Origin of the sequence: Janthinobacterium paucivorans, assembly GCF_051380805.1 — a bacterium.
Lineage (GTDB): Bacteria > Pseudomonadota > Gammaproteobacteria > Burkholderiales > Burkholderiaceae_D > Janthinobacterium > Janthinobacterium lividum_D.
In genome coordinates this window covers 174,418-198,537 of record NZ_JBNYXR010000003.1, presented here as the reverse complement: position 1 = coordinate 198,537, position 24,120 = coordinate 174,418, and the positions used below count along the sequence as shown (strand labels likewise).

36 protein-coding genes are annotated in these 24,120 nt (G+C 55.5%); 1 reads left to right on the top strand and 35 read right to left on the bottom strand.

Translation table 11 applies throughout. The features are described 5' to 3' along the window. Nucleotide 1: 1 nt before the first annotated feature. Together ACQ4V8_RS05475 and ACQ4V8_RS05470 are read right to left on the bottom strand one after the other, a co-directional pair. Complete coding sequence (locus ACQ4V8_RS05475; RefSeq protein WP_010394490.1) at nt 2-1,360, bottom strand: ATP-binding protein; 1,359 nt, start codon at nt 1,358-1,360, stop codon at nt 2-4. Further along, entirely contained in the window at nt 1,357-2,085 is a 729-nt protein-coding gene (locus tag ACQ4V8_RS05470) for a response regulator (protein ID WP_436571037.1), read from the bottom strand. The genes ACQ4V8_RS05475 and ACQ4V8_RS05470 overlap by 4 nt, the downstream gene beginning before the upstream one ends. A gap of 185 nt (nt 2,086-2,270) precedes the next feature. Between ACQ4V8_RS05470 and ACQ4V8_RS05465 the strand changes: the two genes are divergently transcribed. Beyond that, the gene (locus ACQ4V8_RS05465) at nt 2,271-2,795 is read left to right on the top strand and encodes a Spy/CpxP family protein refolding chaperone (RefSeq protein WP_436571036.1); all 525 of its coding nucleotides are present in this window, start codon (nt 2,271-2,273) and stop codon (nt 2,793-2,795) included. Between the two features lie 99 nt (nt 2,796-2,894). On the opposite strand, the gene dsbD is transcribed toward ACQ4V8_RS05465, so the two are convergent. The 33 genes from dsbD to fusA all read right to left on the bottom strand — a co-directional run bounded on the left by dsbD (nt 2,895) and on the right by fusA (nt 24,024). Then, a complete protein-coding gene (dsbD, locus tag ACQ4V8_RS05460) occupies nt 2,895-4,841 on the bottom strand; it encodes a protein-disulfide reductase DsbD (RefSeq protein WP_436571035.1) in 1,947 nt (648 codons plus the stop codon). 158 nt (nt 4,842-4,999) lie between these two features. Then, a complete protein-coding gene (gene rplQ / locus ACQ4V8_RS05455; RefSeq protein ID WP_010394482.1) occupies nt 5,000-5,392 on the bottom strand; it encodes a 50S ribosomal protein L17 in 393 nt (130 codons plus the stop codon). A 133-nt stretch (nt 5,393-5,525) separates the two neighbouring features. Further along, a complete protein-coding gene (locus ACQ4V8_RS05450) occupies nt 5,526-6,503 on the bottom strand; it encodes a DNA-directed RNA polymerase subunit alpha (RefSeq protein WP_010394480.1) in 978 nt (325 codons plus the stop codon). Between the two features lie 107 nt (nt 6,504-6,610). Continuing rightward, nucleotides 6,611-7,234, bottom strand: a complete 624-nt coding sequence (rpsD, locus tag ACQ4V8_RS05445; RefSeq protein WP_010394478.1) for a 30S ribosomal protein S4 — start codon at nt 7,232-7,234, stop codon at nt 6,611-6,613. A gap of 258 nt (nt 7,235-7,492) precedes the next feature. Continuing rightward, complete coding sequence (gene rpsK / locus ACQ4V8_RS05440) at nt 7,493-7,897, bottom strand: 30S ribosomal protein S11 (protein ID WP_010394475.1); 405 nt, start codon at nt 7,895-7,897, stop codon at nt 7,493-7,495. A gap of 17 nt (nt 7,898-7,914) precedes the next feature. Next, nucleotides 7,915-8,280: a 30S ribosomal protein S13 gene (rpsM, locus tag ACQ4V8_RS05435; protein WP_046681666.1), complete on the bottom strand. Its 366-nt coding sequence runs from the start codon at nt 8,278-8,280 to the stop codon at nt 7,915-7,917. 14 nt (nt 8,281-8,294) lie between these two features. Further along, nucleotides 8,295-8,408, bottom strand: a complete 114-nt coding sequence (gene rpmJ, locus ACQ4V8_RS05430; RefSeq protein ID WP_010394471.1) for a 50S ribosomal protein L36 — start codon at nt 8,406-8,408, stop codon at nt 8,295-8,297. Nucleotides 8,409-8,450: 42 nt separating this feature from the next. After that, nucleotides 8,451-8,669 (bottom strand): translation initiation factor IF-1, encoded by a 219-nt coding sequence (gene infA, locus ACQ4V8_RS05425; protein WP_005663428.1) that lies wholly within the window; start codon nt 8,667-8,669, stop codon nt 8,451-8,453. 18 nt (nt 8,670-8,687) lie between these two features. Next, nucleotides 8,688-10,022: a preprotein translocase subunit SecY gene (gene secY / locus ACQ4V8_RS05420; protein WP_010394438.1), complete on the bottom strand. Its 1,335-nt coding sequence runs from the start codon at nt 10,020-10,022 to the stop codon at nt 8,688-8,690. 32 nt (nt 10,023-10,054) lie between these two features. Continuing rightward, a complete protein-coding gene (gene rplO, locus ACQ4V8_RS05415) occupies nt 10,055-10,486 on the bottom strand; it encodes a 50S ribosomal protein L15 (RefSeq protein ID WP_034753211.1) in 432 nt (143 codons plus the stop codon). 30 nt (nt 10,487-10,516) lie between these two features. After that, the gene (rpmD, locus tag ACQ4V8_RS05410; protein ID WP_010394435.1) at nt 10,517-10,696 is read right to left on the bottom strand and encodes a 50S ribosomal protein L30; all 180 of its coding nucleotides are present in this window, start codon (nt 10,694-10,696) and stop codon (nt 10,517-10,519) included. Between the two features lie 10 nt (nt 10,697-10,706). Continuing rightward, complete coding sequence (gene rpsE / locus ACQ4V8_RS05405) at nt 10,707-11,225, bottom strand: 30S ribosomal protein S5 (protein ID WP_010394433.1); 519 nt, start codon at nt 11,223-11,225, stop codon at nt 10,707-10,709. Between the two features lie 9 nt (nt 11,226-11,234). Then, on the bottom strand, nt 11,235-11,597 hold the full coding sequence (gene rplR / locus ACQ4V8_RS05400) for a 50S ribosomal protein L18 (protein WP_010394431.1): 363 nt from the start codon (nt 11,595-11,597) through the stop codon (nt 11,235-11,237). Between the two features lie 13 nt (nt 11,598-11,610). Continuing rightward, on the bottom strand, nt 11,611-12,144 hold the full coding sequence (rplF, locus tag ACQ4V8_RS05395) for a 50S ribosomal protein L6 (RefSeq protein WP_010394427.1): 534 nt from the start codon (nt 12,142-12,144) through the stop codon (nt 11,611-11,613). Between the two features lie 10 nt (nt 12,145-12,154). Then, complete coding sequence (gene rpsH, locus ACQ4V8_RS05390; RefSeq protein WP_010394425.1) at nt 12,155-12,550, bottom strand: 30S ribosomal protein S8; 396 nt, start codon at nt 12,548-12,550, stop codon at nt 12,155-12,157. A 14-nt stretch (nt 12,551-12,564) separates the two neighbouring features. After that, nucleotides 12,565-12,870, bottom strand: coding sequence for a 30S ribosomal protein S14 (rpsN, locus tag ACQ4V8_RS05385; RefSeq protein ID WP_010394423.1), 306 nt, complete (start codon nt 12,868-12,870; stop codon nt 12,565-12,567). 2 nt (nt 12,871-12,872) lie between these two features. Beyond that, on the bottom strand, nt 12,873-13,412 hold the full coding sequence (gene rplE, locus ACQ4V8_RS05380; protein WP_010394421.1) for a 50S ribosomal protein L5: 540 nt from the start codon (nt 13,410-13,412) through the stop codon (nt 12,873-12,875). 6 nt (nt 13,413-13,418) lie between these two features. Then, the gene (gene rplX / locus ACQ4V8_RS05375) at nt 13,419-13,733 is read right to left on the bottom strand and encodes a 50S ribosomal protein L24 (RefSeq protein ID WP_010394419.1); all 315 of its coding nucleotides are present in this window, start codon (nt 13,731-13,733) and stop codon (nt 13,419-13,421) included. Between the two features lie 9 nt (nt 13,734-13,742). After that, nucleotides 13,743-14,111 (bottom strand): 50S ribosomal protein L14, encoded by a 369-nt coding sequence (rplN, locus tag ACQ4V8_RS05370; protein ID WP_008444317.1) that lies wholly within the window; start codon nt 14,109-14,111, stop codon nt 13,743-13,745. A gap of 253 nt (nt 14,112-14,364) precedes the next feature. After that, the gene (gene rpsQ, locus ACQ4V8_RS05365; RefSeq protein ID WP_010394415.1) at nt 14,365-14,637 is read right to left on the bottom strand and encodes a 30S ribosomal protein S17; all 273 of its coding nucleotides are present in this window, start codon (nt 14,635-14,637) and stop codon (nt 14,365-14,367) included. Beyond that, nucleotides 14,634-14,825 (bottom strand): 50S ribosomal protein L29, encoded by a 192-nt coding sequence (gene rpmC, locus ACQ4V8_RS05360; RefSeq protein ID WP_010394412.1) that lies wholly within the window; start codon nt 14,823-14,825, stop codon nt 14,634-14,636. Before rpmC ends, rpsQ begins: the two co-directional genes overlap by 4 nt. Nucleotides 14,826-14,837: 12 nt before the next feature. Further along, entirely contained in the window at nt 14,838-15,257 is a 420-nt protein-coding gene (gene rplP / locus ACQ4V8_RS05355) for a 50S ribosomal protein L16 (protein ID WP_010394411.1), read from the bottom strand. 2 nt (nt 15,258-15,259) lie between these two features. After that, nucleotides 15,260-16,084: a 30S ribosomal protein S3 gene (rpsC, locus tag ACQ4V8_RS05350; protein ID WP_010394410.1), complete on the bottom strand. Its 825-nt coding sequence runs from the start codon at nt 16,082-16,084 to the stop codon at nt 15,260-15,262. Between the two features lie 9 nt (nt 16,085-16,093). Next, nucleotides 16,094-16,426, bottom strand: a complete 333-nt coding sequence (gene rplV / locus ACQ4V8_RS05345; RefSeq protein WP_170840583.1) for a 50S ribosomal protein L22 — start codon at nt 16,424-16,426, stop codon at nt 16,094-16,096. Continuing rightward, nucleotides 16,423-16,698 carry a 30S ribosomal protein S19 gene (gene rpsS, locus ACQ4V8_RS05340; protein ID WP_008444295.1) on the bottom strand — a complete coding sequence of 92 codons (276 nt, stop codon included), beginning with the start codon at nt 16,696-16,698 and terminating at the stop codon, nt 16,423-16,425. Before rpsS ends, rplV begins: the two co-directional genes overlap by 4 nt. Before the next feature lie 10 nt (nt 16,699-16,708). Beyond that, a complete protein-coding gene (gene rplB / locus ACQ4V8_RS05335; RefSeq protein WP_010394400.1) occupies nt 16,709-17,536 on the bottom strand; it encodes a 50S ribosomal protein L2 in 828 nt (275 codons plus the stop codon). Then, the gene (gene rplW / locus ACQ4V8_RS05330) at nt 17,536-17,853 is read right to left on the bottom strand and encodes a 50S ribosomal protein L23 (RefSeq protein WP_010394398.1); all 318 of its coding nucleotides are present in this window, start codon (nt 17,851-17,853) and stop codon (nt 17,536-17,538) included. The genes rplB and rplW overlap by 1 nt, the downstream gene beginning before the upstream one ends. Next, nucleotides 17,850-18,470: a 50S ribosomal protein L4 gene (rplD, locus tag ACQ4V8_RS05325; protein ID WP_010394395.1), complete on the bottom strand. Its 621-nt coding sequence runs from the start codon at nt 18,468-18,470 to the stop codon at nt 17,850-17,852. Before rplD ends, rplW begins: the two co-directional genes overlap by 4 nt. 3 nt (nt 18,471-18,473) lie before the next feature. Then, a complete protein-coding gene (gene rplC / locus ACQ4V8_RS05320) occupies nt 18,474-19,130 on the bottom strand; it encodes a 50S ribosomal protein L3 (RefSeq protein ID WP_010394393.1) in 657 nt (218 codons plus the stop codon). Nucleotides 19,131-19,575: 445 nt separating this feature from the next. Further along, complete coding sequence (locus ACQ4V8_RS05315) at nt 19,576-19,944, bottom strand: DUF817 family protein (protein ID WP_436571034.1); 369 nt, start codon at nt 19,942-19,944, stop codon at nt 19,576-19,578. 214 nt (nt 19,945-20,158) lie between these two features. Next, entirely contained in the window at nt 20,159-20,476 is a 318-nt protein-coding gene (rpsJ, locus tag ACQ4V8_RS05310; protein ID WP_010394389.1) for a 30S ribosomal protein S10, read from the bottom strand. 179 nt (nt 20,477-20,655) lie between these two features. Further along, the gene (tuf, locus tag ACQ4V8_RS05305) at nt 20,656-21,846 is read right to left on the bottom strand and encodes an elongation factor Tu (RefSeq protein WP_070345915.1); all 1,191 of its coding nucleotides are present in this window, start codon (nt 21,844-21,846) and stop codon (nt 20,656-20,658) included. Nucleotides 21,847-21,918: 72 nt separating this feature from the next. Then, nucleotides 21,919-24,024: an elongation factor G gene (gene fusA, locus ACQ4V8_RS05300; RefSeq protein WP_010394380.1), complete on the bottom strand. Its 2,106-nt coding sequence runs from the start codon at nt 24,022-24,024 to the stop codon at nt 21,919-21,921. Nucleotides 24,025-24,120 lie beyond the last annotated feature (96 nt).

Here is a 24,120-nt window from a genome sequence, read left to right as displayed (position 1 = left end):
CTTACTTCCCGGCGTAATACTCTGGCACGATCAGGGTAACTTCCAGTCCACCGTCAACATGATTGGCCAACAAGAGCGTGGCACCATGCTGATCGGCGATATTGCGTGCGATGGTCAGGCCCAGACCGGTGCCGCCCGATTCGCGCGAACGCGAAGTCTCGATGCGGTAAAACGGTTCGAACACCTTGGCCAGTTGATCTGGCGCAATACCTTGCCCGCCATCACGGATACGGATGCGTGCCGCACCGTCGAGGCGCTCGACGCTCACCTGCGCGTACCGGCCATATTTGACGGCATTGTCGATCAAATTCACCAGACAACGCTGCATGGCGATGGGACGAGCCATCAAGGCCATGCCGGCCTGCCCGACCAGGGTCACATTTTGGCCGGCATCGGCGGCGTCCGAGCAAACGCTGTCAAGCAGGGAGTCGAGGTCGAGCGCCTGCATCGCTTCCGTGCTATCCATCGAGCGGGCCAGGTCGAGCCCTTCCTTGACCATGCTCTGCATGGCCGACAAGTCACCCACCAGGCGCTCATACAATTCGGTATCGGCCACCTTTTCCAGGCGCAGGCGCAGGCGCGTCAGCGGGGTTTGCAAATCATGCGTGATAGCAGCCAGCATTTGTGTGCGTTGGGAAATGTGCTGGCGTATGCGCGCCTGCATGGCATTGAAGGCGGCGCTGGCCTGGCGGATCTCGCTGGCACCCGACAAGGTCAGCGGCGGATGGTTGATGTCGTTGCCCAAGTCTTTCGCCGCCTGCGCCAATTGTTTGAGCGGACGCATGGTCATGCGCGTGACCAGGTAGGCGAGGATGGCAATGCTGATCAGGAAAGGCAGCAAGGTCATCCAGTCGTTATGTTCATTGAATGATGGCTGCTGGCGTGGCGGCAATACCATCAGGCGCAGCACGTGGCCGTCCTGCATGCGCACGTCGAGGTTTTCACAAGTGCCGCCCCATGGCTTGGCACCGAACTTGCCAGGCGACTGGCGCGGCTTGACGCAGGCAAGAGGGCGTTCGGCCAGCGCGCTGACCTTGAAGCCCTCGCCCAGCTTGGCTTGCAGGGCACTGGAAAACGCCGTCGCTGCGCCGGACGCCGGCTCTGTGTCGGGACGCAATTCCAGGCGCACGCTGCCCTTGTTGGCCACTTTCAGGTAAGCGGCGCGCGACCCCAGCGGCACCACGTCAGCCGCCATCACCAGCTGCTCGGCCCGCTCGACGGCGTGGTAGTCGCGGTATTGCTCGATGGCGCGCTGGCGTTCGCCCACAGCCAACCACTGCGTCAGCGCGGCCGAAGCGACGATGCCGATCAGCAGAAACATGAACACACGGCCCGTCATCGACCCCAGGAAAGCCTTCACGCGTGCGGCTCCACGTTAACTTGCCCGGCCAGCACGTAGCCGCCATTGCGCACGGTCTTGATAATTTGTGGCAAACGGGCATCTTCACCGAGTTTTTGCCGCAGGCGACTGATCTGGATATCGATAGAACGATCGAACGGGTCGGCGTCGCGCCCCTGTGTCAGGTTGAGCAACTGGTCGCGGTTGAGCACGCGGTTCGGGTGTTCCAGGAATACGCGCAGCAAGCGAAATTCCGCGCCCGACAGCATGATCACCAGGCCGCTGGGATTGAGCAGGTGGCGCGCCGTCAAGTCCAGGGTCCAGCCGGAAAAACGGATTTGCTGTGCCTTGTCGGGCGGCGCATTCGATGGCATCGCATGGCTGCGGCGCAACACGCTGCGTATGCGCGCCAGCAATTCACGCGGCTCGAACGGTTTCGGCAAATAATCGTCGGCGCCCATTTCCAGGCCCAGGATGCGGTCCAGTGGCTCATTGCGCGCCGTCAACATAATCACCGGCACCGTCGATTGGGCGCGCAGCTTGCGGCACAAGGTCAGGCCGTCGTCGCCAGGCAGGTTCAAATCGAGCACGATCAGGTCGGGCCGCGTCTCGTCGAGAATTTTCCACATGGCCGTGCCATCTGCCGCGCCCAGCGTGCGATAGGCGTTCGTTTCCAGGTAATCCGCCAGCAAGCTGCGGATGTCGCGGTCATCGTCGACGATGAGAATTGTAGAAGTGGGTTCCATAGTACGAATTATCCCCACTTCCCCCACCCTTGCACAACGCATTTGTATCGTCTTGTATATAGGCGAGCCGAAGAAACATATCGATACAAACTGTGTGGCAGCGGACACTTCGGGGAAACATGGCGCGGCCAACATAGATGCCTGTGCAGCAGTATGTACATCCCTCACTTTACAAAGGAATCCAGATGAACGCCTCAATGACAAGCTTGCGCAAGAATTTCATCATCGCCATGAGCGTACTGGGCATGGGGGCGGCATCGCTGGCCGTCCACGCTCAGGAAGCGGCCATCAGCGCGCCTGCTCCCAGCAGCAAGATGCAACATGATGGCCAACGCGGCCAACATGGCCAGCACCGCAGCGGCAATCCCGCCGAACGCATGGCGAAATACCAGGCCCGTCTGCACGACAAGCTGAAACTGACAGCCGCGCAGGAACCAGCCTGGGCCGCCTTCACGGCGGCCAACGCGCCGAACAAGCCGATGGGCGACTGGAAGGCCAGGCACGAAGCGATGGCCAAGCTGTCGGCGCCGGAACGTATGGAGCAATGGATCGCCATGTCGAAGGAACGCATCGTCGGCCAGGAAAGCCGTTTGGCCTCGCTGAAAACCTTCTATGCCGTACTGACGCCGGAGCAAAAGAAAGTATTTGATGACAACGTGCCTGGCGGCATGCATGGCGGCCATCGTGGTGACCACCATAACGCAGGCTGAGCGTAGGTCGGATTAGCGGCGGAACGCCGCGTAATCCGACAACATTGTTGCCGACGAACGTGGTGGTGTCGGATTACGGCCCGAAGGACCTAATCCGACCTACTCGCCGAGCTTACGCAGCGAGGTCAGGAAAGTGGCTGCGTTCTGGAAACCAATCACGCGCGACTGGGCGATCTCCTGCCCTTGCGGATTGAACATGATGATGCCAGGCGGGCCGAACAGCTGGAAACGCTTCAGCATGGCCTTGTCGTCGGCGTCATTGGCCGTCACGTCCACTTGCAGCAGCACGGCTTGCCCCATCTTCTCGCGCACGGCGGGATCGACAAAGGTCAGCTTTTCCATCTCGATGCAAGACACGCACCAGTCCGCATAAAAGTCCAGCAAGGCTGGCTTGCCGCCCAGCTGCGCCAGCGCCGCGTCGAGCTGCGCCACGGTTTTCACGCGCGTAAACGGTTGCGCATGTACCTGGCCACCACCCAGGTGCGCCAGCGGCGCCAGCGGGTCGCGGCCGCCACTGGCCACGCCAACCAGTTGCAGCACGCCCAGCACGGCAAACACCAGGCCGAAGGCCTTGGCCACCCAAACGTTCTTCGCGCCGCTCTTGCCGACCAGTAAATACATACCGTAAGCGATTAACAGCAGCATCCAGCCCAGCATTTGCACGGCACCCGGCAGCACGGGCGAGACCAGCCACCAGGCCACGCCCAGTTGCAGCACGCCAAAGAAGCGCTTGACGGCATCCATCCAGGCGCCGGCACGCGGCAACAAAGTGCCGGCCGACACGCCCACCAATAGCAAAGGCACGCTCATGCCCACGGCCATGGCAAACAGCGCGCTGCCGCCGATGACGACGTCGCGCGTCTGGCTGATGTACAGCAAGGCGCCGGCCAGCGGCGCGGCCACGCATGGCCCCACGATCAGGGCAGAAATAGCGCCCATGACAAACACGCCCGCCAGGCGACCCGACGATTGCTTATTCGAGACGGACGTCAGCTTACCCTGCAGGAAAGCCGGCACTTGCAGCTCATACAAGCCGAACATCGACAGCGCCAGGGCCGCCATCAGCAAGGCAAAAACTCCCAGCACCCAAGGATTTTGCAGCTTGGCCGCCAAGCCTTCGCCCGCCAGGCCGGCCGCCACGCCCAGCGCCGTGTAGACGATGGCCATGCCCAGCGCATAGGTGAGCGACAACAGCAAGCCACGCGAGCGGCTGACCTTGGTGCCATCGCCGATGATGATCGATGACAAAATCGGCACCATCGGCAGCACGCAAGGAGTAAAGGCCAGACCCAAGCCCAGCAGCATGAACAGGGGCACGATGACGAGCAGCTTGCCGCTCTTCAGCGCTGACTCGATCTTGCCCAGCTCATTTTGCGCCGGCGCCGGACTTGCCGCCATGGCGGCCTCAGACACCGGATCGGACACAGCCGTGATGGCGGGATCAGGGATGCTCATCACGGACACACCCGGCGACGCTTGCGCCTGCGGGCCGTTGACGGCCGCCGTGTCAATTGCCGGCGCGGCCGGCAAGGCAAACTTCGACGCCACGCCGCCCGCTGCCATGCTCTGGCCGCCGCCACCGCCCACCAGCTGGGCCGTGGCATCCTGCGGCGCATAGCACAGGCCTTTGTCAGAGCAGCCCTGTCCCGTCGCCTTCAAGGTAAAGGGGCCGACCGCCTGGACGGGAATCGTGATGGTGAGAGTCTTGCGAAACGTTTCCACGTTTTTTTGGAACGTCTCGTCAAACTTGACCTTGCCAGCTGGATACACGGGCTTACCCAGCTTGGCGCCCGCAGCGTCGAACTTGAAGCGCTCGAGATACATATAGTAGCCATCAGCAATCACATAGGTGACGGCGATGGTGGACGGGTCCTGCATGCGCGCTGAAAACTTGAAAGCCAGTTCGGGATCGAGGAATTCATCGTCGGCGCGAGCATGGCCGGCACCAAAAACGGCAATCAACAGGAAAAAACCGGCAGCAAACCAAGTGAGTAAAGGATGGCGTGGCGCGGCGCGCGCAGTGGCGCTGGAGGAGAAACGGGACATGAACTACCTTTTCGACCATTCGACAGAGGACGCGCGGAGCAGGCAGCGCTTGTGCCGGGCCGGCGCGAAAGAAGAATAGTACACCGCTGAAAGGATAGCTGCAGCAGAAAACAAAAAAGCCAGGCTAGGCCTGGCTTTCTTAGATGCAATTACTGGGATTACTCGCCAGCGATTTCAACTGCTTCGGTCGTATCTGGACGATCCATCAGTTCAACGAACGCCATAGGAGCGTTATCGCCGACGCGGAAACCCATTTTCAGGATACGCACATAGCCGCCGTTACGGTTGGCGTAACGTGGGCCCAGTTCAGCGAACAACTTCAAGACCATTTCACGATCGCGCAGGCGGTTGAAAGCCAGACGCTTGTTTGCCAGGCAGTCAGTTTTGCCCAGGGTCAGAATTGGCTCGACAACGCGGCGCAGTTCTTTTGCTTTTGGCAGGGTGGTTTTGATCGCTTCGTGACGCAGCAGCGATACTGTCATGTTGCGCAGCATTGCCAGACGGTGGGACGAGGTACGATTCAGTTTACGGAGGCCGTGACCGTGACGCATGATAAATCCTTTCGGTGAGTGTTTAAATTCCAGCTCTTCGATCGATGAAGCTAATGCAACATCGCGGGCCGGTTTGGTGCTTCAAAATAAAAGCCTGGGACACCTGTCCCAGGCAGTTTGCTACAAAGACTAATTACTTTTCCAGGCCTGCAGGCGGCCAGTTTTCCAGCTTCATGCCCAAGGTCAAGCCCCGCGATGCCAGCACTTCCTTGATTTCGTTCAGGGACTTGCGGCCCAGATTTGGCGTTTTCAGCAGTTCGTTTTCCGAACGTTGGATCAGGTCGCCGATGTAGTAGATGTTTTCCGCTTTCAGGCAGTTAGCCGAACGCACGGTCAACTCCAGATCGTCGACTGGACGCAACAGGATAGGATCGACCAGCGGAGCGCGCGATGGCGCTTCGGCGGCAGCTTCCGTGCCTTCCAAGGCAGCGAACACATTCAACTGGTCCACCAGGACGCGGGCCGACTGGCGGATCGCTTCTTCCGGCGAGATCACGCCGTTGGTTTCGATGTTGATGATCAGCTTATCCAGGTCGGTACGCTGTTCGACGCGAGCCGATTCAACGAAGTACGATACACGACGCACTGGCGAGAACGACGCATCAAGGATGATGCGGCCGATGGTCTTGTTCGTGTCTTCCGACAGACGACGCACGTTACCAGGAACGTAGCCGCGGCCTTTTTCAACCTTGATCTGCATGTCCAGCTTGCCACCGGCGGTCAGGTGGGCGATCACGTGGTCAGGGTTGATCAGTTCGACGTCATGCGGCAGGTCGATATCGGAGGCCAGGATCGCGCCTTCGCCTTCTTTTTTCAGCGTCAGGGTTACCGAATCGCGGTTGTGGACTTTGAAAACCACACCCTTCAAGTTCAGCAACAGATCGACGACGTCTTCTTGCACGCCATCGAGGGAGGAATATTCGTGGACGACGCCAGCGATCGTCACTTCGGTCGGCGCGTAGCCTACCATCGACGACAGCAGAACGCGGCGCAACGCGTTACCCAATGTGTGGCCATAGCCGCGCTCGAACGGCTCCATCACGACTTTGGCGTGACCTGGACCGAGAGCTTCAACATCGATAATACGTGGCTTTAACAAACTGTTTTGCATGAAATGTCCTTTTCAATACCCTCGGCTCATTACACCGATAAGGCTGATGGCATTAGTAAAACGCCCACTCATTTGAATTGAGTGGGCGGAGATGGTGCTAACTACTATTAACGCGAGTACAGCTCGACGATCAGCGATTCGTTGACGTCGTTAGCGATTTCATTACGCTCTGGCAGGGACTTGAAGGTGCCTTCCATTTTCTTGGCATCAACCGAAACCCAGCTAGGCATACCAACTTGTTCGGCCAGCGACAGCGCTTCAACGATACGCACTTGCTTTTTCGATTTTTCACGAACAGCAACGATGTCGCCAACTTTGACCGCGTACGAAGCGATGTTGACAACGATACCGTTCACGGTGAACGCTTTGTGGCTGACCAATTGACGCGCTTCAGCGCGGGTCGAACCAAAGCCCATGCGGTAGCAAACGTTGTCCAGACGCGTTTCCAGCAACTTCAACAGCGTTTCGCCGGTGTTGCCTTTACGACGGTCTGCTTCAGCGAAGTAGCGGCGGAATTGACGTTCCAGCACGCCGTACATGCGCTTTACTTTTTGCTTTTCGCGCAGTTGGTTACCGTAGTCCGAGGTGCGGGCGCCGGATTTAACACCGTGCTGGCCTGGTTTGACGTCCAGTTTGCACTTGCTGTCCAGCGAGCGACGGGCGCTCTTCAGGAACAGGTCAGTACCTTCACGGCGGGAGAGTTTTGCTTTAGGTCCGATATAACGTGCCACGATGCTTCCTTTTTTTTAATGATAACGCCCCAGCCACATGCATGATCAAACACACTGATGCGGTTAGGCGCTAGTCTGATTTGGTTTCAATCAGACGGTGGCTGAAAACGAAAAACCCGTCAAATTGAATTTGACAGGCAAGAACAGCCGGGCAGTATAACCGTTTCCGGCTCCCTGCTCCAGCGTTTTCACACAACTGTACTGAGTTACAACAGATAGCAAAGCAGCTGGCGCCGAAGCGCCCTCTGCAACACTATCTTAGATACGACGACGCTTCGGTGGACGGCAACCGTTGTGCGGTACCGGCGTCACGTCCTGGATCTCGGTGATCTTGATGCCCAGGTTGTTCAGCGCGCGAACGGCGGATTCACGACCAGGACCTGGGCCCTTGATACGTACTTCCAGGTTCTTAACGCCACACTCAACAGCCACTTTACCAGCGGCTTCCGCGGCGACCTGCGCTGCGAACGGGGTCGATTTACGCGAACCCTTAAAGCCTGCACCGCCGGAGGTAGCCCACGACAAGGCATTGCCTTGACGATCGGTGATGGTAATGATGGTGTTATTGAACGAAGCGTGGACATGTGCAATGCCTTCAGCGACGTTCTTTTTAACTTTTTTACGCACGCGTGCTGATGCGGCGTTATTTTGCGACTTAGCCATAATTATTCCCTAGCGGATTATTTTTTCAGCGATTGAGCGGCTTTACGCGGTCCCTTGCGGGTACGTGCGTTCGTACGCGTACGCTGGCCACGGCAAGGCAGACCCTTACGATGACGCATGCCGCGGTAGCAACCCAGATCCATCAAACGCTTGATGTTCATGGACAATTCACGACGCAGATCGCCTTCGACGATGAATTTACCTACTTCATCGCGCAGTTTTTCCAGTTCGCTGTCATCCAGATCTTTGATCTTTTTGTTGGTTGCTACACCGGTCGATGCACAGATTTTCTCTGCGCGTGGACGGCCCACACCGTAGATGGCCGTCAGGCCGATAACGGTATGCTGATGATTTGGGATATTAACCCCTGCAATACGTGCCATTTGTTATTCCTCGATTAACCTTGACGCTGCTTGTGACGTGGTTCCACGCAGATTACGCGGACTACGCCTTTGCGCTTGATGATCTTGCAGTTGCGGCAGATCCGCTTGACTGATGCGAGAACTTTCATTTTTGGGCTCTTTCTTTCGCTTCTTTGGTTTGATTCAGTGTGTTACTTGGTACGGAACACAATGCGGGCTCGGCTCAGGTCATACGGCGTTAACTCTACCGTCACCTTGTCTCCAGGGAGAATGCGAATATAATTCATCCGCATTTTACCTGAAATATGCCCGAGCACCACGTGTCCGTTCTCCAGCTTCACTCGAAATGTTGCATTTGGGAGATTCTCAAGAATCTCGCCCTGCATCTGTATGACGTCGTCTTTTGCCATTCGGTATGTTTACCGCGCTTAACGCGTCGGAATTCCGCCCTTGAAGTTTGCTTTGCGCAGCAGCGAATCATATTGCTGCGACATCACGTAGTTCTGTACTTGCGCCATGAAATCCATGGTGACAACTACAATAATCAATAAAGAAGTACCGCCGAAATAGAATGGTACTTTCCACTGGGCTTGCATAAATTCCGGCAATAAACACACCAGGGTGATGTAGACTGCGCCGGCAAGTGTCAAGCGTGTCAGGATCTTGTCGATGTAACGGGCTGTCTGCTCTCCTGGACGAATCCCGGGAATGAACGCACCGCTTTTCTTCAAGTTATCCGCTGTTTCCTTGCTGTTAAATACCAGCGCTGTATAGAAGAAACAGAAAAACACGATCGCCACTGCGTACAACAGCGCATGGATAGGCTCACCAGGCCCCATCGATGCTGCCAAATCTTTCAAGAACCGCACCGCAGGGTTAGCGTTGTCGGCGCCCTTTGAAAACCAGTCCACGATAGTGGCCGGGAACAAGATGATCGAAGAAGCAAAGATCGGCGGGATCACGCCGGCCATGTTCAGCTTCAACGGCAAATGGCTGGTTTGACCGCCATAAATCTTGTTGCCTACCTGGCGCTTCGCATAGTTGACCAATATTTTGCGCTGACCACGTTCGACAAATACGACGAAGTACGTTACCAGTGCTACCAGAATCACGATGAAAATCGCGCTGAAGCTGCCGATCGAACCATTCGACACCTGAGTGAACAAACCACCCAACGCCGACGGCAGACCTGCTGCAATCCCGGCAAAAATGATGATCGAGATGCCATTACCTAAACCACGCTCGGTAATTTGCTCACCCAACCACATCAAAAACATTGTTCCGGTCAACAAAGTGACGACCGTTACGAAGCGGAATGCAAGACCAGGTTCCAACACCAGACCAGCTTGCGACTCCAGTGCGACTGCAATGCCTAACGCTTGAAACAGTGCCAGGGCAACCGTGAAATACCGGGTGTACTGGGTGATCTTGCGACGACCTGCTTCGCCTTCTTTTTTCAACGCTTCCATCTGCGGTGACACGATCGACAGCAATTGCATGATGATCGAGGCCGAGATATAAGGCATGATGCCCAGCGCAAACACTGTAAAACGAGACAAGGCACCGCCCGAGAACATGTTAAACATGCCCAGGACGCCGCCTTCGTGCTCCTTGAACAGCGAGGCTAATTGTGTCGGGTCAATCCCGGGAACCGGGACGTGAGCACCGATACGATAAACCACCAATGCGCCAAGCAAAAACCAGAGCCGTCCCCAAGGGAAACCGGCCGCTGCACTTTTAGCAAGTTGTGGATTAGTCGCCAATTTTCGCTCCGATCAAGCTGTTAGCGGTCAACTCAGGCTACCGAGCCGCCGGCTGCTTCGATGGCTGCTTTCGCGCCAGCGGACACTTTCAAGCCCTTCAAATTCACCGCTTTGGTGATTTCGCCGGACAAGATCACGCGCACGTCACGGGCCAACACGCCCAGAACGCCAGCTTGCTTCAAGACCAGAATGTCGACATCGCCAACAGCCAGGTTGTTCAGATCGGACAGGCGCACTTCAGCTTTGAAGGTTGCGTGCATCGATTTGAAACCGCGCTTAGGCAGACGGCGTTGCAGAGGCATCTGACCGCCTTCGAAACCGACTTTATGAAAGCCGCCCGAACGCGATTTCTGACCCTTGTGACCACGACCCGAGGTTTTACCCAGGCCGGAGCCGATACCGCGACCGACGCGACGCTTGTAGTGCTTAGCGCCTTCGGCTGGTGCAATAGTATTCAATTCCATGATTTGCTCCGTTCGTGTAAGCCCGAAGGCTTACCCGACAACTTTAACGAGATACGATACTTTATTGATCATGCCGCGTACGGATGGGGTGTCTTGCAATTCGGAAACCGAATTTACACGACGCAGACCCAGACCGCGCACGGTAGCGCGATGCGATTCGCGCGTACCGATCAAGCCCTTGACCAATTGCACTTTGACTGTGTTTGTCATTTTGTCCACCTTAAGCCAGAATGTCTTCGACCGACTTGCCGCGTTTGGCAGCGATATCGGAAGCAGTGCTCATTTTCGACAGGCCGTCCAGCGTAGCGCGTACCAGGTTGTATGGGTTGTTCGAACCGGTGGATTTCGCCACTACGTCCGTCACGCCCATCACTTCGAAGATAGCGCGCATTGCGCCACCAGCGATAACGCCAGTACCAGGCTTAGCTGGGTTCATCAGGACCTTGGAGGCGCCGTGACGACCAACAACCGTGTGATGCAAGGTACCGTTTTTGAGCGGTACTTTGATCAGGTTGCGACGGGCTTCTTCCATTGCCTTCTGCACGCCAACTGGCACTTCTTTCGATTTGCCCTTGCCCATGCCGACGCGGCCATCGCCATCACCAACTACGGTCAGCGCGGCGAAACCCATGATACGACCACCCTTGACCACTTTGGTCACGCGGTTGATCGCGATCATTTTTTCGCGCATGCCATCATCCGGCTTGTCGCTTTGCATTTTTGCTTGCATTTTTGCCATGATTGATCCTTAGAACTTCAGACCGGCTTCGCGTGCGGCTTCTGCCAACGCTTTCACACGGCCGTGGTAACGGAAACCGGAGCGGTCGAACGCAACTTCGGTAATTCCTGCTTTCAACGCTTTTTCAGCGACGCGCTTGCCGATCAAGGCTGCAGCAGCGGCATTGCCGCCTTTGCCGGATTGGCCTGCCAGTTCAGCGCGAACTTCCGCTTCAGCCGTCGAGGCCGAAACCAGAACTTTAGCGTCCGGGCTGATCAGGTTAGCGTAAATGTGCAGGTTGGTGCGATGCACCGACAAGCGATTTACTTTCAATTCCGCAATCTTGATGCGGGTTTGGCGTCCGCGGCGAAGCCGTGATTCTTTCTTATCCATCGTCAGCCCCTAATTACTTCTTCTTGGTTTCTTTAAGCTTAACCACTTCGTCCGCATAGCGAACGCCCTTGCCTTTATAAGGCTCAGGAGCGCGGTAAGCACGAACTTCAGCGGCTACCTGGCCAACCTGTTGACGGTCGATACCTTTAATCAGGATCTCGGTCGGGGTTGGTGTTGCGCAGGTAACGCCAGCTGGCATGTCATGCACTACAGGGTGCGAGAAACCCAGGGACAGATTCAGCTTGTCGCCTTGAGCTTGCGCCTTGTAACCCACGCCTACCAGGTTCAGCTTTTTCTCGAAACCCTTGGTGACGCCAACAACCATGTTGTTGACCAGTGCGCGCAGCGTGCCGGACATGGCATTGGCTTCGCGGCTGTCGTCTGCCACGTCGAAACTCAGGGTTCCTGCATTGTTTTCCACTTTAACCTGACCGGTGAGGGCCTGGGAAAGTACGCCCAGCGGGCCTTTTACGGTGATCGCTTGTGCGGAGATGGCGACTTCGGCGCCAGCTGGCACTACGATAGGCATTTTAGCTACTCGAGACATGTGTAACTCCTTAAGCCACGTAGCAAATAACTTCGCCGCCGACACCGGTAGCGCGTGCTTTGCGGTCAGTCATGACGCCTTGCGGAGTCGACACGATCGCCACACCCAAGCCATTCATCACAACAGGGATCTCGTCTTTACCCTTGTAGACGCGCAGACCCGGACGGGACACGCGCTCCAAGCGCTCAATAACGGGACGGCCAACATAATACTTCAAACCGATTTTCAGTTCCGCTTTGCCACCAGCTTCGGTAACAGCGAAATCTTCAATGTAACCCTCGTCCTTCAGGACGCTGGCAATCGCAATTTTGACTTTCGACGATGGCATAGCCACGGTCGTCTTTTGCACGCCTTGTGCATTGCGAATGCGGGTCAGCATATCGGCGATAGGATCGCTCATACTCATTGCATATTCTCCTATTACCAGCTTGCTTTTGTCATACCCGGAATTTCACCACGCATGGCGAATTCACGGAGCTTGATACGACCCAGACCGAATTTACGGAATGTGCCGCGCGGACGACCAGTGATGGCGCAACGATTACGTTGACGCGTCGGGTTCGAGTTACGTGGCAGCGCCTGCAATTTCAGGCGAGCTTCGTAGCGCTCTTCTTCCGATTTCGATTGATCATCGACGATGGCCTTGAGAGCTTCGCGCTTAGGGGCGAATTTCGCCACCAGGTCAGCACGCTTGATCTCACGATTAATCAGTGACAGTTTGGCCATGATCAGTTCCTGAAAGGGAATTTAAAGGCGGCGAGCAAAGCTTTGGCTTCGTCATCGGTCTTAGCGGTTGTCGTGATGCTGATATTCATACCGCGCAACGCGTCAATCTTGTCGTATTCGATTTCAGGGAAAATGATCTGTTCCTTGACACCGATGTTGTAGTTACCACGACCATCAAATGCACGGCCGTTCACACCACGGAAATCGCGTACGCGCGGCAGAGCCACGGTAATGAAGCGATCCAGGAACTCGTACATGCGAGCGCCGCGCAGGGTGACCATCGTACCGATCGGGTAACCTTCACGGATTTTGAAGCCTGCGATCGCTTTGCGGGACTTGGTGGTCACTGGCTTCTGGCCGGCGATCTTGGTCAAGTCAGCAACTGCGTGCTCGAGAACTTTTTTATCCGCGATTGCCTCACCAACACCCATGTTCAGGGTGATTTTGGTCAGGCGTGGAACTTCCATTACCGACTTGTAACCAAACTTGCTGGTCAGGTCGGCAACGACTTTTTCTTTATAGAATTCTTGGAGACGTGCCATGATTTCTTAAGCCTTCACTACTTCGCCGGAGGATTTAAAGACGCGGACTTTTTTGCCATCCACTTCTTTGAAACCCACGCGATCTGCCTTGCCAGTCGCTGCATTAAACAATGCAACGTTGGACACGTGAATTGGCATGGTCTTATCGACGATACCACCAGTTACGCCAGTCATCGGGTTTGGCTTAGTCGCTTTTTTAGCGATGTTAATGCCGTCAACCACGATATGTTCAGCATCGATACGCTGCTGTACCACACCACGTTTGCCCTTGTCTTTCCCGGTCAGAACGATGACTTCGTCGTTTTTACGAATCTTATCCATTACGACTCCTTACAGGACTTCCGGTGCCAGGGACACGATTTTCATGAACTTCTCAGTACGCAGTTCGCGTGTGACAGGTCCAAAAATACGGGTACCGATCGGCTCCAACTTGGCGTTCAACAGAACGGCGGCATTGCCGTCGAACTTCACCAGGGAACCGTCTTGGCGGCGAACACCTTTAGCGGTGCGCACAACCACGGCGTTATAAATTTCACCTTTTTTGACACGGCCACGTGGCGCAGCAACCTTAACGGTTACCTTGATCACATCGCCAATGCCAGCATAACGGCGCTTGGAGCCGCCCAATACCTTGATGCACATTACTTCTTTGGCACCGGTATTGTCAGCCACTTCGAGCCGGCTTTCAGTTTGAATCATAGTATTCTCTTTCCCAACTTAAGCCGAAGAATCCACACAATGTAGACCCACGGTCAGTCTTGGTCCCGCCAGAGCCGCCCTGCTGGGCTTCACTGTTTGGGTGCATGACCTTCATACATCAACTGACCGCGAATGCTACTGTCTGTGGCCAGACACTTTGCGGCGTTACATGAACGAAGCCCGCAAGTATTACATACAATTTGCGGGCCTGCAAGTACTAATTAAAACCCACCGCCGAAACGGTGGTTTTTATTTAAACGGTTGGTGCGGCTTGAACCACACGTGTCACCGTCCATGCCTTCGTTTTGGAGATCGGGCGACCTTCCTGGATCTCGACCGTATCACCGGCCTTGACTTGGTTGGTCTCGTCATGCGCGTGATACTTGTTCGAGCGCATGATGATCTTGCCATACAAAGGATGTTTTACGTGGCGCTCGATCAGAACAGTAACGGTCTTGTCCATCTTGTCCGAAACCACTTTACCGATCAGCGTGCGCTTGAGCGACTGTTTCACTGGTTCGTTCATTTGGCTTCCTTCAGATTCATTACCGTCTTCACACGCGCGATATCGCGGCGTACCTTCTTGAGCTGCGAAGTGTTGCTCAGCTGCTGCGTAGCGATTTGCATGCGCAGGCCGAACTGTGCCTTCAACAGGTCATTCAGCTCTTTTTGCAGAGCTGGCTGGTCCTTGCCGCGGAGTTCAGATGCTTTCATATACAACTCCAATTATTGGCCGACTTGGCGGATGACAAACGTCGTCGCCAGTGGCAGTTTAGAGGCGGCAAGACGGAATGCTTCCCGTGCCAGCGCTTCATCAACGCCATCCATTTCGTACAGTACTTTACCTGGCTGAATTTCAGCGACGTAGTACTCAGGATTACCTTTACCGTTACCCATACGAACTTCAGCCGGTTTGTTCGAAATCGGCTTGTCTGGGAAAATACGGATCCAGATACGGCCACCGCGCTTGATGTGACGCGTCATTGCACGACGCGCCGCTTCAATTTGACGCGCAGTGATACGACCGCGCGCAACTGCCTTCAGACCGAATTCGCCAAACGACACGGCGGTGCCGCGGCTGTGCGAAATACCGGTGTTACGGCCTTTCTGCTCTTTACGATACTTTCTGCGTGCTGGTTGCAGCATGATTATTCTCCTGCTTTCTCAGCTGGTGCTGCTGCGGCGGCCGGTTTAGCGGCGGTACGCACACGTGCACCTGGTGCTGTGGATGGTTTCGCACCGGCACCTGCTGGACGTGGACGGCCAGCTGGCTTGCCATCGTCACGACGTGGGCCGCGGCTTTTCTTCTCGTCAGCTGGGGTATCGATGACTGGTGCATCGCCGTTAGGCGCGCGGTCACCTTTGTATACCCACACCTTGACACCGATGATGCCATAGGTGGTCAGCGCTTCGCTGGTACCGTAGTCGATATCGGCGCGCAGGGTATGCAGAGGCACGCGGCCTTCGCGGTACCACTCTTTACGCGCGATTTCGATACCGTTCAGACGGCCGGACGACATGATCTTGATACCGAGAGCACCGAGGCGCATTGCATTTTGCATTGCACGCTTCATGGCGCGGCGGAACATGATCCGTTTTTCCAGCTGCTGAGCGATCGAATCGGCGATCAGTTGCGAGTCGATTTCTGGCTTGCGAATTTCTTCGATGTTCACGTGAACAGGTACGCCCATGATCTTGGTCAGCGCCGACTTCAGTACTTCGATGTCTTCGCCTTTTTTACCAATGACCACGCCTGGACGCGAGCTGTAGATCGTGAAGCGCGCGTTCTTGGCTGGGCGCTCGATAACGATGCGGCCAACGGAAGCGTTCTTCAGTTTCTTTTTCAGGTAAGCACGTGCTTTCAAGTCTTCGTTCAGCATGGCAGCGAAATTACCGTTGCCTGCATACCAGCGCGAAGCCCAGTTACGGGTGACCGCCAGACGGAAACCGGTTGGATGAATTTTCTGACCCATCGTGGCTCCTTAGTTACCGACAGTCACGTAAACGTGACAGGATTGTTTCGAAATACGGTCGCCACGGCCTTTTGCACGCGCGGTGAAGCGCTTCAGGACCGGGCCCTTTTCGACGTAGATCGTTTTCACGAACAGTTCGTCGATGTCCGCACCATCATTGTGCTCGGCATTCGCAATAGCGGATTCCAGAACGCGCTTGATGATCGCAGCACCTTTTTTCGGGCTGAATTGCAAGATGTTGAGTGCAGCGTCAACTTTCTTGCCACGGATCAGGTCAGCAACCAGGCGGCCCTTTTGGTCCGACAGGCGCACACCTTTGAGGATAGCTTTAGTTTCCATTATTTCTTAGCCTTTTTGTCAGCTGCATGGCCCTTGAACGTACGGGTCAGTGCGAATTCGCCGAGCTTGTGACCAACCATGTTTTCGGAAACATAAACCGGCACGTGCAGCTTGCCGTTATGCACCGCGATCGTCAGGCCGATGAAGTCAGGCATGATTGTCGAACGACGCGACCAGGTTTTGATTGGCTTTTTGTCTTTGGCTGCTTGCGCGGCTTCAACTTTTTTCACCAGGTGGGCGTCACAGAACGGCCCTTTTTTCAATGAACGTGTCATGTGCTACCCCTTATTTCTTGCCGCGGCGCGAGACGATCATGGAAGTCGTACGCTTGTTGCTGCGTGTTTTCTTACCCTTGGTCTGTTGGCCCCATGGCGAAACTGGATGACGACCAGCTGCTGTTTTACCTTCACCACCACCGTGCGGGTGATCGACCGGGTTCATGACCACACCGCGAACGGTAGGACGAACACCGCGCCAGCGCATCGCGCCAGCTTTACCGATTTTACGCAGGCTGTGCTCGGCATTGCCGACTTCACCAACCGTTGCACGGCACTCGATGTGCACGCGACGTACTTCACCCGAGCGCAGACGCACTTGAGCATAGGTACCTTCACGTGCCATCAGCACAACACCGGCACCAGCGGTACGTGCCATTTGGGCACCTTTACCTGGCAGCATCTCGACGCAATGCATCACGGTGCCGACTGGGATGTTACGGATTGGCAAGCAGTTACCCGATTTGATCGGTGCTTCCGAACCGTTCATCACGCTGTCGCCAACGGCCATGCCTTTGGTTGCGATGATGTAGTGACGTTCGCCATCGGCGTAGCACAACAGAGCGATATTCGCGGTGCGGTTTGGATCGTATTCGATACGTTCCACTTTCGCTGGAATACCATCTTTGGTGCGCTTGAAGTCGATCAAGCGATAGTGTTGCTTATGACCACCACCGATATGACGGGTGGTGATGTGACCGTTGTTGTTACGACCAGCGGTCTTGGATTTCTTTTCAACCAGGGCAGCGAACGGACGACCTTTGTACAGGTCTGGGTTCACCACCTTTACCATGCCGCGACGGCCTGGCGAGGTTGGTTTCATCTTAACGAGTGCCATTATGCAGCCTCCTCGGAGAAGTTGATTTCCTGGCCAGGCTTCAGGCACACGAAAGCACGCTTGGTATGGTTACGACGACCGTTGAACTTGCCGGTGCGCTTTTGCTTACCTTCGCGGTTTGCAGTTTGCACGGACAGAACTTCAACCTTGAACAGCAGTTCGACCGCTGCCTTGATTTCAGGCTTGGTTGCATCCGGCAGTACGCGGAATACAATTTGCTCGTTCTTTTCCGCGACCATGGTGGCCTTTTCGGAAATGACCGGCGCCAACAGCACCTTCATCAAGCGTTCTTCGCTATGTTTCAAAATCGCGCTCATGCCAGCATCTCCTCAATCTTAGCCAGTGCAGCTTTGGTGACCAAGATCTTCTTGTAGAACACCAGGGACATCGGGTCTGCGTGACGTGGCTCAACGACGAGTACGTTAGGCAGGTTGCGCGATGCCAGTTCCAGGTTTTCGTTCAGAACGTCGGTGATGATCAGAACCGAATCAAAGCCCAGGCCGTTCAATTTTTGCGACAACAGCTTGGTTTTTGGCGCGTCGATCGTCAGATCGTCGATGACGATCAGGCGCTCTTCGCGAGCCAGCTGCGACAGGATCGAGCAGATACCTGCGCGATACATTTTTTTGTTCACTTTATGGGTGAAGTTTTCGTCAGGCGAGTTCGGGAAAATCCGACCACCGCCGCGCCACAGTGGCGACGACGACATACCAGCACGAGCGCGGCCGGTACCTTTTTGGCGCCATGGCTTTTTCGTCGTGTGGTGAACTTCTTCACGGTCTTTTTGCTTGCGGTTACCGCTACGTGCATTCGCTTGATAAGCGATGACGACTTGGTGGATCAGCGCTTCGTTGTAGTCACGGCCGAAAATTGTATCGGCTGCAGCAACGTTCGAGGCGACTTGACCTTGCGCATTCAGAAGCTTGAGTTCCATCGTTTAAGCTCCCTTCTTGGCTTTGGTTTTGATGGCTGGCGAGACAACTACCTGGCCATTTTTCGCACCTGGAATCGCGCCTTTGACCAGCAACAGCTGACGGTCGGCATCGATACGGGCGATCACGAGGTTCTGGATCGTACGGTTAACGTCACCCAGATGACCGGTCATGCGCTTACCAGGGAAAACGCGACCTGGATCTTGTGCCATACCGATGGAACCTGGAACGTTGTGCGAACGCGAGTTACCGTGCGTTGCACGGCCAGAAGCGAAGTGGTAACGTTTGATAACGCCTGCATAGCCTTTACCAATGGTAACGCCTTGCACGTCGATCTTTTGACCGACCTCGAACAGGGAAGCAGCGACAACATCGCCAGCTTTCAGTTCAGCGGCTTTAGCAGCGTCGACACGGAACTCTTTCAACAGAGTACCGGCTTCAACACCAGCTTTAGCGTGATGACCAGCAACAGCTTTGGTCACGCGGGAAGCGCGACGTTGACCGAATGCGACCTGAACAGCGGAATAGCCATCTGTTTCAGGGGTTTTGATTTGCGCAACACGGTTGTTCGATACGTCCAACACGGTGACCGGGATCGAATCCCCTTCATCCGTGAAAATGCGCATCATACCAACCTTGCGACCGAGAAGGCCTAGGCTCATTTTTTCTCCATTCCCACCTGCGATTGGGCGGGGCTTGTTTAACTACAAAGTAACGTAGGACTCAAAAAAGACGAATCCATACCGAAGCCGATCAGTATATAGCACAAAAACCCTTGACGCAACAAGTTAACACGGGGTATGTCAAAGTGTTGCGCGACGCCGCTGCAGGAGTTGTAGGCGCACCTGAAAAACACTGTCGCAAGGCGGCTTAATCGGTGCAAAGCACGATTGCATGCGCCCTCCGCGCTGCACATACGAGCGAGCTCGCATCGCCCCGGATGACGCACTGCAAGACTTAAGCATCACCGGCAAACACTTACGCAACATTCAGAACCAGCGCAAACAGGATGGCCGCGGCTTTACAGACCAAGGCAGACCCAAGGCTGGGCAATGTGAACGCTGGCCTTGCCATGTTTGAGGTGGGCCACGACAGTGAACGTCATCATCACCAGTGTAGGCGAAGTCGAGATAGCTCCACGACTGGAGGAGTCCCCGATAGCTTGAATGCCCCCTGTACGATGCCGGCCGCATGCAACAGATAGATGGCCTTGCACTCATCCCACGTTTCGAGGCCGCGCCAAAGCATCACACCCCGGACCGCCAGCACTGCCAATGGCAGCACGTCATAGCGCGGCAGAGCTAACAGAGCAGTGCGCAACAGCAGGAACACGGCAGACAAAAGCAGTCCCGCGAACAGGCGTGAGCGGGCCTCGTTGATACCAAAATGCAGGAATGCGGTCAGCGAGCGCAGCCAGCCGCGCAAACGGCTACGCTGGGCGGCATTTGACAGGTGAGCATCGGGGGCATTGAGCATGCAGCGACTCTATCGAGCGAGCGCAATACTCAAAGCAATTTTGCTTGCGTCAGGCCGTGCAGCCAGTGTCTGCCAGGCACAAATAGCAATGGGGCCGGGCGCACTCACGATCGTGAGCAGGCCCGGCCCCATCATCAGGCAGCGGGACACCCCGCCTGCCTGGAACAACTAGCAACACCTGATGCTACGGTGCTGTCAGCTGCCCTAGAAATTATTATTGCAGTTTGATTTCAACATCAACACCAGCTGGCAGGTCCAGCTTCATCAGCGCGTCAACGGTTTTGTCCGTTGGGTCAACGATGTCCATCAGGCGTTGGTGCGTACGGATCTCGAACTGATCGCGCGAAGTTTTGTTGACGTGCGGGGAACGCAGCACATCGAAACGCTGAATACGGGTAGGCAGTGGTACTGGGCCTTTGACGACAGCGCCGGTGCGCTTCGCGGTTTCAACGATTTCCAGAGCGGACTGGTCGATCAGCTTGTAATCGAAAGCCTTCAGGCGGATACGGATTTTTTGGTTTGGTGCCGACATGATATTTCCTTAAAAGAACGAACCGCGCAGTCTGCACGGCAATGAGGTCATACGGGAATTTCTGACGCAACAACCGTCAGGGTCGACATGATAGCACCAAAATGCTTGCCAACCCCGGCAGTTGAATAAAAAGAAGGGCGCCGGGCGACGACGCGTCTTCTTTTATGCAGACTTAAGAATTAAGCCAGGATTTTTGCAACCACGCCGGCGCCGACGGTACGACCGCCTTCACGGATAGCGAAGCGCAGGCCTTCTTCCATGGCGATCGGGTTGATCAGCTTGACGGTGATCGACACGTTATCGCCTGGCATGACCATTTCTTTGTCTGCTGGCAACTCGATCGAACCAGTTACGTCCGTCGTGCGGAAGTAGAACTGTGGACGATAGTTGTTGAAGAATGGCGTATGACGGCCGCCTTCATCTTTCGACAGAACATAGATCTCGCCGGTGAAGTGCGCGTGTGGCTTGATCGAGCCTGGCTTTGCCAGAACTTGACCACGTTGCACGTCTTCACGCTTGGTGCCGCGCAGCAGCAGACCAACGTTGTCGCCTGCTTGACCTTGGTCCAGCAGTTTGCGGAACATTTCCACGCCGGTGCAAGTCGTTTTGACGGTATCGATAATACCGACGATTTCGATTTCTTCGCCGACTTTGACAATGCCGCGCTCGATACGACCGGTCACAACAGTACCGCGACCCGAGATCGAGAACACGTCTTCTACTGGCATCAGGAATGCACCGTCAACAGCGCGCTCTGGCGTTGGGATGTACGAATCGAGGGCATCGGCCAGACGCAACACTGCATCCACGCCCATTTCGCCTTCTTTGCCTTCCAGCGCCATACGTGCCGAACCTTTGATGATAGGCACGTCGTCGCCAGGGAACTCGTACTTCGACAACAGCTCGCGCACTTCCATTTCAACCAGTTCCAGCAGCTCTGCGTCGTCGACCAGATCGCACTTGTTCAGGAACACGATGATGTATGGAACACCAACTTGACGCGCCAGCAGGATGTGCTCGCGGGTCTGTGGCATTGGGCCGTCAGCTGCCGAGCATACCAGGATCGCGCCGTCCATCTGCGCAGCACCGGTAATCATGTTTTTGATGTAATCGGCGTGGCCTGGGCAGTCAACGTGCGCGTAGTGACGCGATGCCGTTTCGTACTCGACGTGGGCGGTGTTAATCGTAATACCGCGCGCTTTTTCTTCTGGTGCTGCATCGATCTGGTCGTATGCTTTAGCTTCGCCGCCGAATTTCTTCGACAGAACCGTTGCGATTGCAGCGGTCAGCGTGGTTTTACCGTGGTCGACGTGGCCGATGGTGCCGACGTTGACGTGCGGCTTGGTCCGTTCGAATTTACCTTTTGCCATTTTATTCTTCCTTAGAACAATGATTTAAATGTAGGGACCGGCATTCTCGTGAAAGCCGGCCCGGAACTTCTATTACTTAGCTTTCGAGCTTACGATTGCTTCAGTCACATGCTTAGGTGCTTCAGCATAGTGCTTGAATTCCATCGTGTAAGTCGCACGACCTTGGGTCGACGAACGCAACGATGTGGCGTAACCGAACATTTCCGACAGAGGCACTTCGGCCTTGATGATCTTGCCGCCACCGCCAGCAATTTCATCCATGCCTTGTACCATACCGCGACGCGACGACAGATCGCCCATCACGGTACCGGCGTAGTCTTCCGGCGTTTCCACTTCCACGGCCATCATCGGCTCCAGGATGACTGGCGATGCTTTGCGGCAGCCATCTTTGAATGCCATCGAAGCGGCCATGCGGAATGCATTTTCGTTCGAGTCAACATCATGGTAAGAACCGAAGAACAGCGTGACTTTAACGTCAACGACTGGGTAGCCAGCCATCACGCCCGAAGTCAGCGTGTCGCGCACACCTTTTTCAACTGCAGGGATGTATTCGCGCGGAACGGTACCGCCCTTGATCGCGTCAACGAATTCGAAGCCCTTGCCCGGTTCTTGCGGTTCGATCTTCAGAACCACGTGACCGTATTGACCACGACCACCCGATTGCTTGACGAATTTGCCTTCCGACTCTTCGCACACTTTACGGATCGTTTCGCGGTAAGCCACTTGTGGCTTGCCGACGGTCGCTTCAACGTTGAATTCGCGCTTCATGCGGTCAACGATGATGTCCAGATGCAACTCGCCCATACCGGCAATGATGGTCTGGCCCGATTCTTCATCGGTACGCACGCGGAACGATGGATCTTCTGCTGCCAGGCGGTTCAGTGCCAGGCCCATTTTTTCCTGGTCAGCCTTGGTTTTTGGCTCGACTGCCTGCGAAATCACCGGCTCAGGGAAGACCATACGCTCCAGAACGACGCTCGCTTTTTCGTCGCAAAGCGTATCGCCTGTGGTGGTGTCTTTCAGACCCACGACGGCAGCGATGTCGCCAGCGCGCATTTCTTTGATTTCTTCGCGCTCATTGGCTTGCATCTGAACGATACGGCCAATACGCTCTCTCTTTTGCTTGACGGAGTTCAGGACCGAATCGCCCGAATTCAACGTACCCGAATAGCAGCGGATAAAGCACAGCTGACCGACGAACGGATCGGTTGCGATCTTGAACGCCAATGCGGAGAATTTCTCATTGTCGTCAGCGGCGCGCTCGACTGGCTGCTCGTCCTCGTCCAGACCTGGGACAGGTGGAATGTCGATTGGCGATGGCAGGTACTCGATGACCGCATCCAACATTGCCTGCACGCCCTTGTTTTTAAACGCGGTGCCGCACAGCATTGGAACGATTTCGCTGGCGATGGTACGCTGGCGCAGAGCAGCCTTGATCTCGTCTTCCGACAGGTCGCCTTCTTCCAGGTACTTGTTCATCAGGTCTTCGGACGCTTCAGCAGCAGCCTCAACCATGTTTTCGCGCCACTTGGCAGCATCAGCCGCCAGGTTTGCTGGAATGTCGCCGTATTCGAACTTCATGCCTTGCGAAGCGTCGTCCCAGATGACTGCTTTCATCTTGACCAGATCGATAACACCGGTGAAGACGTCTTCAGCGCCGATAGGAATCTGGATAGGCACTGGGTTGGCCTTCAGGCGCGAACGCATCTGATCGTAGACCTTGAAGAAGTTGGCGCCGGTACGGTCCATCTTGTTCACGAAGGCCAGACGTGGCACTTTGTACTTGTTAGCCTGACGCCATACCGTTTCCGATTGTGGCTGCACGCCGCCGACTGCACAGTAAACCATGCAAGCGCCATCCAACACGCGCATCGAACGTTCTACTTCAATGGTGAAGTCAACGTGGCCTGGGGTGTCAATGATGTTGATGTGGTGCGCTGGGAAGTTGTTTGCCATGCCTTTCCAGAAGCACGTAACAGCAGCCGAGGTAATCGTGATACCGCGCTCTTGCTCTTGAGCCATCCAGTCAGTAGTAGCAGCGCCATCATGCACTTCGCCCAGCTTGTGGTTGACGCCTGTGTAGAACAGGACGCGCTCGGTGGTGGTCGTCTTACCTGCATCGATGTGAGCGGAGATACCGATATTACGATAGCGCTCAATGGGGGTCTTGCGGGCCATAATTAATCCTAAATGAATGGACAAAACCGAGCAGCATTTTTTTGCAAAAATGAGCCCGGCCTCGAACAACAGATGCTTGACAGCCGCCTTGCGGTA